This window comes from Pseudomonas capeferrum (genome assembly GCF_013523055.1).
Taxonomy (GTDB): Bacteria; Pseudomonadota; Gammaproteobacteria; order Pseudomonadales; family Pseudomonadaceae; genus Aquipseudomonas; species Aquipseudomonas capeferrum_A.
The window spans coordinates 257394-269661 of the sequence record NZ_JAAMQM010000004.1 but is presented as its reverse complement, the minus strand read 5'-3'; the positions used below and the strand labels follow the sequence as shown (position 1 = coordinate 269661).

Annotated in this window: 8 protein-coding genes; 5 read left to right on the top strand and 3 right to left on the bottom strand. The window is 63.2% G+C overall.

Translation table 11 applies throughout. From position 1 onward, the window contains the following. Positions 1-439 precede the first annotated feature (439 nt). The 3 genes from G7009_RS06865 to G7009_RS06855 all read right to left on the bottom strand — a co-directional run bounded on the left by G7009_RS06865 (position 440) and on the right by G7009_RS06855 (position 6772). Positions 440-1561, bottom strand: a complete 1122-nt coding sequence (locus G7009_RS06865) for a beta-ketoacyl-ACP synthase III (protein WP_181129156.1) — start codon at positions 1559-1561, stop codon at positions 440-442. A gap of 293 nt (positions 1562-1854) precedes the next feature. Beyond that, a complete protein-coding gene (hrpA, locus tag G7009_RS06860; RefSeq protein WP_181129155.1) occupies positions 1855-5760 on the bottom strand; it encodes an ATP-dependent RNA helicase HrpA in 3906 nt (1301 codons plus the stop codon). A gap of 133 nt (positions 5761-5893) precedes the next feature. Continuing rightward, complete coding sequence (locus G7009_RS06855) at positions 5894-6772, bottom strand: LysR family transcriptional regulator (RefSeq protein WP_181129154.1); 879 nt, start codon at positions 6770-6772, stop codon at positions 5894-5896. Positions 6773-6877: 105 nt separating this feature from the next. On the opposite strand from G7009_RS06855, the gene G7009_RS06850 reads away from it, so the two are divergent. The 5 genes from G7009_RS06850 (at position 6878) to G7009_RS06830 (ending at position 12041) form a co-directional block, all read left to right on the top strand. Continuing rightward, positions 6878-8068 (top strand): MFS transporter, encoded by a 1191-nt coding sequence (locus tag G7009_RS06850; protein ID WP_181129153.1) that lies wholly within the window; start codon positions 6878-6880, stop codon positions 8066-8068. 97 nt (positions 8069-8165) lie between these two features. After that, a complete protein-coding gene (locus tag G7009_RS06845) occupies positions 8166-10325 on the top strand; it encodes a TonB-dependent siderophore receptor (protein ID WP_181129152.1) in 2160 nt (719 codons plus the stop codon). A 78-nt stretch (positions 10326-10403) separates the two neighbouring features. Beyond that, on the top strand, positions 10404-10544 hold the full coding sequence (locus G7009_RS06840) for a hypothetical protein (RefSeq protein ID WP_181129151.1): 141 nt from the start codon (positions 10404-10406) through the stop codon (positions 10542-10544). 200 nt (positions 10545-10744) lie between these two features. After that, positions 10745-10915: a hypothetical protein gene (locus tag G7009_RS06835; protein WP_181129150.1), complete on the top strand. Its 171-nt coding sequence runs from the start codon at positions 10745-10747 to the stop codon at positions 10913-10915. A gap of 229 nt (positions 10916-11144) precedes the next feature. Further along, positions 11145-12041: a serine hydrolase domain-containing protein gene (locus G7009_RS06830; protein WP_181129149.1), complete on the top strand. Its 897-nt coding sequence runs from the start codon at positions 11145-11147 to the stop codon at positions 12039-12041. The last annotated feature ends 227 nt before the right edge of the window (positions 12042-12268 follow it).

Sequence of the window (12268 nt, the reverse complement as noted above, 5' to 3'; positions counted from 1 at the left end):
GAAACGGGCACCGCAGCGCATGCACTGTGGGAGCGGGTTTACCCGCGAAACAGGCGCCGCAGCGCATGCACTGTAGGAGCGGGTTTACCCGCGAAACGGGCGCCGCAGCGCATGCACTGTGGGAGCGGGTTTACCCGCGAAGCAGGCGCCGCAGTGCATGCACTGTGGGAGCGGGTTTACCCGCGAAGCAGGCGCCGCAGCGCATGCACTGTGGAAGCGGGTTTACCCGCGAAACGGGCACCGCACCGCATGCACTGTGGGAGCGGGTTTACCCGCGAAACGGGCACCGCAGCGCATGTACTGTGGGAGCGGGTTTACCCGCGAAACGGGCACCGCGGTGCATGGCACCGGCTTCGCCGGTGTTCGCGGGTAAACCCGCTCCCACATTGTTCTCTGCACGACAGCGCAGCGCGGCGGGCTGAGCGATTCCCTCCACGCATCAACGCTTGCGCAGAATCACGCTGCCAATCGAATACCCTGCTCCGAACGAACTCAGCACCCCCAGCGCACCCTTCGGCAAATCGTCCTGGTACAGATGGAACGCGATCACCGAACCTGCCGAACTGGTGTTGGCATAACGGTCGAGGATCACCGGTGCCTGCTCTTCCGACACGTCGCGACCCAACAGCCTCTTGACGATCAACTGGTTCATGCTGAGGTTGGCCTGGTGCAGCCAGAAGCGTTGGACGTCGGTGGCCGCCAGACCGTTTTCTTCGAGGTGCTTGCCGATCAGTTCGGCAACCATCGGGCAGACTTCGCGGAAGACCTTGCGGCCTTCCTGGACGAACAGCTTGTCCGGCGCGTCGATACCCTCCTCCGCCGCGCGGTTGAGGAAACCGAAGTTGTTACGGATATTGTTGGAGAACAACGTCAGCAGCTTGGTACCGACTATTTCGAACTGATGCGCCGAGACAGCCTGGTCGGCACGCTCGACCAGGACCGCGGTCGCCGCATCGCCAAAGATGAAGTGACTGTCACGGTCACGGAAATTCAGATGGCCCGTGCAGATTTCCGGATTCACCACCAGCACCGCACGCGTTTGACCCAGCTGTACGCTGTTGCTGGCCGTCTGGATGCCAAAGGTGGCCGATGAACAGGCCACGTTGATGTCGAACCCGAAGCCATCGATGCCAAGCGCCTGCTGCACTTCGATGGCAATGGCCGGATAAGGTCGCTGCAGGTTGGAACAGGCGACGATCACGCCATCCACATCCGCGGCCGTCCGCCCAGCGCGTTCCAAGGCCTGCCTGGCAGCAGCCACGGCCATTTCGCACAGGATCGACGGCTCGTCGTTGGAGCGTTCGGGAATGCGTGGGCGCATGCGCCGTGGATCGAGAATGCCGGCCTTGTCCATGACGAAGCGGCTCTTGATGCCTGAGGCTTTCTCGATGAACGCAGCGTTGGACTCGGCCAGCGCCTCGACATCGCCACGCGCGATGGCCTCGGCGTTCTCGGTATTGAATTGCTGTACCCAGGTGTTGAAAGACTCAACCAGCTCTTCGTTGGAGATACTCTGGGCCGGGGTATACAGGCCGGTGCCGCTGATCACGACGTTATGCACGGTCGTTCCTCTGGTCTGGAGGCCGTTGCCTTGGGCACTGGCCTGGGTAGGGCAAGGTAATGGCACTTTAGTGCCAGTTCTCGGGCGTGTTCCACCTGCCGCAGATGGCATCGAACACGCTGTTTTACCGCGGCAATGTCCCTTTCCCTAGGGAGGCGCTGCGGTCTGAATCCGTTCTCGCTACCGTGGTGAGCCTGGCGCTACGTCCAGGCTCACCACGTGAGGTCATTAGTGTTTGCACGGGGTGGGCTTTCACCGCCAATCACCGCCAAGTGTGCCACAGCTCGAGAAGTTTAGCCTTCCACCTGGCTCCACTGCTTGCTCAGGCGCTTGTCCGACACCGCCACCTTGGTACCCAGCTGCTGGGCGAACAGGGACACGCGATACTCTTCCAGCAACCAGCGGTACAAAGTCAGCTGTTCGTCGCGCTTGCCCTCCTGAGCATGCTTGTCGGCGCGTGCCTTGTACTGGGCCCAGAGGTTGCCGAGCTCCGTGCTCCACACCCGATCCTTCTGCACCTGCGACCCCAGCTTCTCCAGGCGTAGCTCGATGGCCTTGAGGTAGCGTGGCAACTCCTTGAACCACACCGCAGGCGTCTCGCGGACAAAGCCCGGATACACCAGGTTCGCCAACTGTTGCTTGATGTCGTTGAGCGCGACGGCCTGGCTCAGGTCGATCTTGCCCTTGAAGCGTTTCTGCAGGCCGTGCCACAGCTTGAGGACTTCCAAGGTCAGGCGCGCCAGGCGCTCGGCGTGTTCGCTCCAGCTGCCACGCTTGCGTTCGGCCAACGATGCCAGGGCGGCACCGTCTCGCGGCAGGCTGGTCTCCCCTTCGAGAACGCAGCTGTCCAGACTGGCCAGCAAGATATCCTCCACCAGTGCCTCGACCCTGCCCAGCTCACGGTACAGCAGACCCAGTTCGGTCATGCCCGGCAACTTGCCCCGCAGGAACTTGGCAGGTTCAGCCAGTTGCTGCAGCAGCAGGCGCTGCAAGGCTCGGCGGTGCTGGAACTCGGCCTCGGACTGGGTCGAGAAGCGGCCCTCGCGTACCGTGCCCTTGTCCTCGACCAGCGCCGGATAGACCGTCAGCGACAACCCGGCGATCTTCTGTTGGGCGGTCTGCGCGACCTGGGCGAAGGCCTTGGCCTGCACGGGCTGGTCGCTTTTCTCGGTGCGCGGCATGGCCAGGGCGGCCTGGCTGGCGGCGGCGAAGCGGGCGGTCAATGCCGCAAGATCGCGCCCCTCGCCAAGAAACTTGCCTTCGCCGTCGACCACTTCGATGTTCATCCGCAGGTGGCTTTCCACCAGCCCCGCCGATTCGGCCCACGCTTCGTCGCTGATCCGCGCGCCCGTCATGCGCAACAGCTCCTGACCCAGTGCCTGGGGCAAGGCGCCCTGGCCGAAGGTCATGCGCTGCAGAGCGGCCTTGACGAAATCCGGCACCGGTACGAAGTTCTTGCGCAGGGCCTTGGGCAGGTTGCGCACCAGGGCGATGCACTTGGCTTCCAGCAGACCGGGCACCAACCACTCCAGGCGTTCGCTCGGAAGGTTCGGCAAAAGCGGCGCCGGTACCCGTACCGTGACGCCGTCACGCGGATGATTGGGCTCGAAGTGATAACTGAGGTTCAAGCGCAGATCGCCCACCTGCAGGCTGTCCGGATACTGCGCGGCGGTGACTTCGCTGGCTTCGCGGGCAAGTACGTCTTCTTCGCGCATGATGAGCAGGTTCGGGTCTTTCTGGCTGTTGACCCGGTACCAGCTGTCAAAGGTCGCGGTCTGGTGGATCTCCGCCGGGAGACGCGCCTCGTAGAAGCCGTACAGGGTTTCCTCGTCAGCCAGAATGTCGCGACGGCGGGCCTTGGCTTCCAGCTCGTCGAGCTGTTCCAGCAGGCGCTTGTTGGCCGCCAGGCATTTGGCCCGCGACTGGATCTGGCCACCGACCAGCCCCTCGCGGATGAACAGCTCGCGGGAGACCACCGGATCGATCGGCCCGAAATGCACGGGTCGGCGGCCCACCAGGATCAGGCCGTAGAGGGTGATCTGTTCATAGGCCACCACTTGCCCGCGCTTCTTCTCCCAGTGCGGCTCGAAGTGGTTCTTCTTGATCAGGTGCCCTGCCAGCGGCTCGATCCAGTCCGGCTCGATCTTCGCTACCACGCGCGCATAGAGCTTGGTGGTCTCGACCAGCTCGGCGGCCATCACCCACTGCGGACGCTTGCGGCCGATGCCGGACGAGGGATGAATCCAGAAGCGCCGCTGCCGTGCTCCTTGATAGTCGCCCTCTTCGGCCTTGTGGCCGATCTGGCTGAGCAGGCCGCTGAGAATCGCCTTGTGCAGGCGCGGATAATCGGCGGGCTCCTTGTTGATCGCCAACTGCAGGTCGCGGCAGATCAGCGCCAATTGCCGGTGGGCATCGCGCCACTCGCGCAAGCGCAGGTAGTTGAGGAAGTTCTTGCGGCACCAGTTGCGCAACGGGTTGGCGGTCAAAGCCTGGCGTTGCTCCTCGAAACCGCGCCAGATGTTGACCAGGGCCGCGAAATCCGAATCCGGGTCCTTCCATTGAGCATGCGCCTGGTCGGCGGCCTGCTGGCGCTCGGGCGGGCGCTCGCGCGGGTCTTGCACCGACAGGGCGCTGGCCACGATGAGCACCTCCTGGAGCGCGCCCTGGCGCGTGCCTTCGAGCAACATGCGGCCCAGTCGAGGATCGATCGGCAGGCGCGCCAGCTGCCTGCCAAGCGGCGTCAGCTGGTTCTCGCGATTGACCGCCGAGAGCTCCTGCAACAGATTGAAACCGTCGCTGATGGCCTTGCCATCCGGCGGCTCGATGAAGGGGAAGGCATCGATGGCGCCGAGGCGCAGGTGCAACATCTGCAGGATCACCGCGGCCAGGTTGGTACGCAGGATTTCGGGATCGGTGAAGGCCGGCCGTGCGTTGAAATCCTCCTCGCTGTAAAGGCGTATGCAGATACCCGGCTCGACCCGCCCGCAACGGCCCTTGCGCTGGTTGGCGCTGGCCTGGGACACCGCCTCGATGGGCAGGCGCTGGACCTTGGCACGATAGCTGTAGCGGCTGATGCGTGCCGTGCCGCTGTCGATCACGTAGCGAATGCCCGGCACGGTCAGCGACGTCTCGGCGACGTTGGTCGCCAGCACCACGCGTCGTCCGGCGTGCGACTGGAAGATCTTCTGTTGCTCGGCCGGCGACAGGCGCGCGTACAGCGGCAGGATCTCGGTGTGGCGCAGCTGCGCCTTGCGCAGAATCTCCGCGGCATCACGGATCTCGCGTTCGCCCGGCAGGAATACCAGAACATCGCCCGGCCCCTTGCGCTCCCGGCGCTCGTGCTCGGCGATCTCGTCGAGCGTGGCCAGGATCGCCTGATCGACCGTGAGATCGTCTTCGACTCGGTTACCCTCTTCGTCCTGCTCGCTGGTCAGGGGGCGATACCAGGTGTCCACCGGATAGGTGCGACCTGAGACTTCGATGATCGGCGCGCCGTCGAAGTGCTTGGAGAAACGCTCCAGGTCGATGGTCGCCGAGGTGATGATCAGCTTGAGCTCTGGGCGGCGATGCAGCAGGGTCTTGAGGTAGCCGAGCAGGAAGTCGATGTTCAGACTGCGCTCGTGGGCCTCGTCGACGATGATGGTGTCATAGCGTTCGAGGAAGCGATCATGCTGCGTCTCGGCCAGCAGGATGCCATCGGTCATCAGCTTGACCAGGGTATTGGCATCGCTCTGGTCCTCGAAACGCACCTGATAGCCCACCAGGCCGCCCAATGGCGTGCCGATTTCCTCTGCTACCCGCATCGCGACACTGCGCGCGGCGATTCGGCGTGGCTGGGTATGGGCGATCTGGCCATGCTGGCCGCGTCCCATCTCCAGGCAGATCTTCGGCAACTGGGTGGTCTTGCCGGAGCCGGTTTCGCCGGCGATGACCAGCACCTGGTGTTCGGCAAGGGCCTTCTTGATCTCGTCACGCTTGGCGGCGATCGGCAGGCTGTCGTCGTAGCGGATACGCGGGACACTTTCCCGGCGCGCCGTGACCTGGGCGCAGGAGGCCTTGACCTTCTCCACCCATTGGGCCAGGCGTGCCTCGTCCGGGCGCTTGCGCAGCTCGTGCAGTTGCCGCCGCAGGCGATGGCGGTCGGCGATCATGGCGTGGTCGAGGTTTTTCAGCAGTTGGTCGATGGCGTGGTCTGTCATGGGCTTTCAGGTGGCGCAGGTGACCCTGCTTTTTCATGATCGGCATTCGAAGGGCTGCAATTGTCGCAGATTTGACGGGGTTCGGCACGGCAGGCCTGTCCTGCGGGCTATCGCGACCCCTCTGGGCAAGCGCTCACGTGTCGCCCAGACTGCGCTCGAGCATGTCCAGAAATACCTGGGCAGCGGGCGTCGGGTTGGATGACCAGATGGCATAGAGATGGCGCACTGGCGCATCACTGAGACTGATGGCCTTGACACCCCGGAACTGGCTGGCGACCGGTTCGGGCACCAGGCCGATGGCCAGGCCACGCTGGACGAACTTCTCCACCAACAGGACATGGCCTATCTCGAACTGCACACGATGGCGCAGGCCTGCCGCCTGGAAGGCCTCATCCGTCTGACGACGGGCACCGGTTCCCACAGGGAAATCCACCAATACTTCATCTTCGAGGCTGGCCAGGGACAAGCGCGACCGGCCCGCCAAGGCATGCTCGGGATGAACCACCGCTACCAGCTCTTCCCGGGCAAGCAGGCGATACGCGACACCTTGCACAGGCTCGCCTTGCCACAAGCCGATGAAGCCGACATCCAGGCTTCGCTCCCTGACATCGACGATGAGCTTCTCGCTCTTGGCCGTCAACCAGCGCACGTCCACCCGCGGATACTCACGGTGAAAGCCGGCCAGCAGGTCGACCAGGTCCAGCGCGGTCAGGGAGCTGATCTCGCCGATCGACAGCCGGCCGCGTACTTCCCCGCACGCCGCAGCAACGTCATCGGCGATCCGCCGAGTAGCCTCCAGCGCCACCCGCGCACTCTGCACGAATGCCTCTCCGGCCGGGGTCAGACGCACGTGCCGCGAGTTGCGTTCGAACAGGGTCACTCCGAGGCGCGCTTCCAGCCGAGCCACCTGATGGCTGAGCGCCGACTGGACAACGTGGCAGCGTTTGGCGGCACGGGTGAAACTGCCGGTGTCCGCGACAGCCAAGGCATATTCAAGCTGCTTGAGGTTCATCGATCTATCTGTTTCCCAGATGGACAAGTTGAAAACTATACATTGGCGTCATGCTAGCGCATTCCCGATACTCACCGCCTGTCACTGCCCATCATGAGACCTGCCATGCATACCCCTCCCTTGAGCCGCGCGCTGATCCTGCTGATGGCCACCGCCACCGGCCTGGCCGTGGCCAGCAACTACTACGCGCAACCCTTGCTGAACAGCATCGCCGAATATTTTGGCCTCGGTACCGTCAGCGCAGGGACCGTCGTCATCGCTGCCCAGCTCAGCTACGGCATCGGCCTGCTCCTGCTCGCGCCGCTCGGCGATCTGTTCGAGCAGCGCCGACTGATCGTCAGCATGATCGCCATCGCCACCGTGGGGCTGCTGATCAGCGCTTGCGCCCCGAGCCTGCCGTGGCTGCTGGTCGGTACGGCCTTGACGGGGCTGTTCTCGGTCGTCGCCCAGGTGCTGGTACCCATGGCAGCGGCGCTCACGGCTCCGGACCAGCGCGGACGAGCTATCGGTACGCTGATGAGCGGACTGCTGCTGGGCATCCTCCTGGCGCGTACGGCCGCCGGATTCATGGCCGAACTGGGCGGCTGGCGCAGCATCTATTTCCTAGCCGCCGCGCTGATGGCGATTTCCGCCATCGCCCTGTATCGCGGCCTGCCTCGTCATCACAGTCACGCCGGCCTCAGCTACCCGGCATTGATCGGCTCGGTGTTCCGTCTCTTCGTCGAGGAACCGGAGCTGCGCCTGCGCTCGCTGCTGGGGCTGCTTTCGTTCAGCCTGTTCGCGCTGTTCTGGACGCCCCTGGCCTTTCTTCTGGCCCGCGAGCCCTATCACTACTCCGACGCGGTGATCGGCCTGTTCGGCCTGGCGGGCGCTGCCGGCGCGCTGGCGGCCAACTGGGCCGGGCGGCTCGCGGACCGTGGCAGAGGGGCTTTTGGTACCACCGTCGGCCTGGTCATTCTGTTGCTGTCCTGGGTCCCGCTGGGATTCGCCGGACACTCGCTGGTGGCCTTGCTGGTCGGCGTGCTGTCGCTTGATCTGGCGGTGCAGCTGGTTCACGTCAGCAATCAGAACGCGGTGATCGCCCTGCGTCCGCAAGCGCGTACGCGCCTGAACGCAGGCTATATCACCTGTTATTTCATCGGCGGCGCGCTGGGATCGTTGCTCGGCACCCAGCTGTTCCAGCGCCATGGCTGGACAGGCATTGTCGTCGCGGGCTTGTCGATCGGCGCACTGGCCTTGCTGACGTGGGTCCTGGCGCGGCGCAAGGCCGCCACGCGCCTGCCTGACGCCTGCTAACATGCGCTCCCGCACCTGACCGACGCAATGTCGCCAGATCATCCCACCCGACATACCTGCCGACCATCATGGCGGGCGGAACCCAAGGAGCCCTTGCATGACCCTGCCTCACCCGCGCCTGCCCCTGAGCCTGCTCAGCCTGGGCCTCGCCCTGCACAGCCCCCACGGTCTCGCCGATCAGAGCGTGACCCTCGATCCGCTGCAGGTTTCCGACACTTACGGCGGCGACGGCTACCAGGTACGTCAGGCCGCCGTGGGCAGTTTCCGTGAGGCACCCTTGCTCGACACTCCGGCGTCGATCAGTGTGTTCAGCGAACAGCTCCTGCAGGACCGTCAGGTGCGCAAGCTCAGCGAGGTACTGCAGAGCGATGCCTCGGTGGGCGAGAGCTATGCACCGATCGGCTACTACGAGAACTTCAATGTGCGCGGCTTCGAACTCAATGCCGCCAGCAGCTACAAGATCAATGGCCAGACCGTGGCCGGCGAGCAGAGCGTTGCCCTGGAAAACAAGCAGCAGGTCGAGCTGCTCAAGGGGTTGTCCGGCCTGCAAAGCGGCGTGGCCGAACCGGGCGGCCTGGTCAACTATGTGACCAAGCGTGCGGCCGATGTCCGCAGCATCAGCCTGTCGACCAATGAACAGGGTGAGCGCTACCTGGCCACCGACCTGGGCGGCTGGTTCGGCAGCGAGCGCCAGTTCGGTCTGCGCGCCAATCTGGCCCATGAGGACATCCGCTCCTATGTCGACCATGCCGACGGCAAGCGCGACTTCGCTTCCCTGGCCTTCGACTGGCAGCTGAGCCCCAACGCTACCCTGCAGCTCGATGCCGAGTACCAGCATCGCGAGCAGCGCTCGGTCCCCGGTTATCAGCTGCTGGGAGGCAACGACCTGCCCCATGGCATCGATCCCGATGATCGCCTGGCTTATCAGCAGTGGGCCAAGCCGGTACGAAGCGATTCGCTGAACCTGGGCGGGCGCTTCGAGTACCGCTTCAATGACAACTGGACCGGGACCCTGGCCGCTTCGCGCAGCAAGGTGGTGATCGATGACTACAGTTCGTTCGCCTGGGGCTGCTATGGCTCGGCCAGTTGTGAAGGCGTAGCGGTGCCCAACTATTTCAGTGCCGAGGGCGATTACGATATCTATGACTTTCGTAGCCCCGATGACACGCGGCGCATCGATGAATCCCAGGCAACGCTCGATGGCCGCTTCGAAGCCCTGGGGCTGAGCCACGAGCTGACGATCGGTGCCAGCGCACAACGCCGTACCCTGGACCAGCGCCCGTACTACAACGAGTGGCAGGGCAGCGGCAACATCGACACCGGCGCTCCCGGACTGGACCCGTCCGAGCGTGCCGTGGGCTCCAGCACCCGTCGCCTGGATAGCCGCCAGTACGGCGTATTCGCGAGCGATCGCATCAGTTTCAACGAGCAATGGCAGACCGTGATCGGCGCCCGCGAAGTGCGTCTGGACGAGCAGACCTGGGACGAGAACGGGACAGCCGGACGCCACACGCGCCAATACCAGTTGCTGCCCAATGCGGCGCTGATCTACAAGCCGCGCCCGGACACCACGCTCTACGCCAGCTATAGCAAAGGCTTGTCGGCGGGCGGTACCGCGCCCTGGTTCGCGAGCAACGCAGCGCAGATACTCGCCCCGACCCTGTCGCGCCAACTGGAACTGGGCATCAAGCGCGACTGGCAGGGCCTGAGCCTGAGCGCGGCGCTCTTCCAGATCCGCCAGGCCTACCAGTACGCGCGCCCCGAAAGCGACGGCACCTTCCTCTATGTGCAGCAAGGCCAACAGAAGAATACCGGCCTGGAGCTTGGCGCCAGCGGCTGGGTCACCTCGCGCCTGCAGGTGCATGCCAGCGCCGCCGCCATCCGCGCCCGCGTGTCAGGCAGCGGTACCGAGGCCTATGAAGGCCATCAGGCGATCAACGTGCCCAACCTGCGTGCCTCGCTGCAGGCCGACTACAGCCTGCCGATTCCGGGGCTCGCCCTGCTCGGCGGTGCCCGCTACAGCGCCAGCAAGTACGCCGAGCAAGGCGGCAACGTCGCGGTCGGCGGTTACACCGTGTTCGACATCGGCAGCCGGTACCGCACCCGTATCGGCGGTCATGACACGGTCTTGCGCCTGACCGTGGACAACCTGTTCGACAAGCGCTACTGGCGTGACGTGGGTGATTACCTGGGCGACAACTACCTGTTCCAGGGTGCCCCGCGCACGGCGCGGTTGTCGGCGTCCGTGGAGTTCTAAGGTCTGTGTTTTCTTTCAACTGTCGAGAAAACCGCCAAGGGCATCCGCTACTCCACAACGTTCGAGGGTCAGAAATTCGTGGTATTGATTCTGCGCAATGGATGCGGCGAGCTGTACCTGCCGGGCGAAGCACAGCCGCTGAATGTCGGTTATGACAGATCCCTGTCCAATCCGAGCAATGCTCAGGCGTTTCTGACCGACCACCTCAAGGCGGACTAAACGATGGGTCGCGCGCGAAGGTTGAGGTGGGCACTGACGATGCTGCTGCCGCTGGCCCTGACAGGCTGGGACCAGCCTCCAGGGCAGGCGTGCCGGCAGCGTGTTGGAGGAGGCGCAGGTCATGCGCCAGTGGTTCGCCAATCCGAGCGATACGTTACTGCAGCAGCTGTCGATCAGCGAGCGCAAGCAGGTAATGACGCGTGATCGCCCACCCGTTCGATACTCACCCGCTCACGGCGCTGCGCCTGCAGCACCTGGGCGTGACCCTGGACGAGCGACTGCTGGCCCAGGCCACACGTGCACCCACCGACGCCGACCGCCTAGACTCCTTATGCGCCGGCGATATCAACGCCTTCCGTGGGAGTCAGTGAACGAAGTCAGGAGATCTTCTCCACGTCATCTGGCGGTATGTTGAGGCAAATCCACTATTTGATCATGTTGGACATTGGCGCGACGAAGATTGGGATGTCGTCAGTGTTGTGGGCGACAGGCAGGCAGTCGTTCAGGACAGTACAAACGGCTGACTTTTCACTCTGGTGAAGAAGAGTGAATGAGATATCTTGTCGAGCTGTCGATCCGCTCAACATTCCAAGGACGCCAATGCTCAGTTCACTCGTATCAAATGGTCAGCCACAAACGCCTGATCGATTAGAACTAATGGTCCCCTGGTGGAGTTTTACGAAAACAGTCTTGGCTGCGACAGCCCTATCGTTGGTGCGTGACGGGCTGATCCGATTGGACGACCCAATTCTTGCTCAGCCTTTCACGTTACGCCAGCTTCTGCGGCATGAGGCGGGTCTGGCTGATTACGGCGAACTTGCGGAGTATCACGCCGCCGTTACGAACAGTGAGCCAGCCTGGTCGGCAAATGAAATGATGCAACGCCTTGACGGTGCTCGACTTCGATACAGTCCCGGAACGGGTTGGCGTTACTCGAATGTGGGCTACTTACTCATCGGCAGGCTAATTGAACGGCTAACTGATCTGACGCTTGATGAAGCGGTGATTCAACGGGCACTTTCCCCTCTGGGTCTGTCGAACGTTCGCTTTGCTAAAACGCGAGCAGACTTACAAACGACTCATCTTGAAAGCACCTCAAATTATGACCCCGCCTGGGTTTATCACGGCCTGTTAATCGGCCCAATTTCTCAAGCAGCGCTATTTCTGGATCGACTCCTCTGCGGAGACCTGCTCTCCACGGGCTTGCTCCAGGAAATGCAGACAGCACGAATATTGGGCGGCCCGATTCCCGGGCGCCCATGGATCACGCCGGGCTATGGCCTAGGTGTGATGCAGGGATCGATTGATGGCGGATATTCCCTATGCGGGCACACAGGCTGCGGGCCAGGCAGTGTCATTGCTGTCTACCGTATTTGCGACGGCGATGCATCGGCTTGTTGCGCTGCTTTTGAGGCGGGCGCCAGTGAAGGTGCTGTCGAAGCCATCGTTGTTGGACAGCTGATGCAAATTCTGCGGCAGGGGGCTGAAGGCGTCTAAGTCCTTTTGGCGTCGGCCTCATGATTCGCAAGATGACTGCTTTGGGTTGATAGCAGCCCCTTGCGAGTGCCTGATATCGGCCAGAAGCAGCCATTCGGGTGTGCCGATGAAAGCCTATAACGGACACGAGAATAAAATGGATTTCATCTCAGACGCCTTATCAACCTGTTGGCTCATCGTATTGGCGGTTGCGCACTGGTGGGTTGCGAATGTACTGCTGACAAACC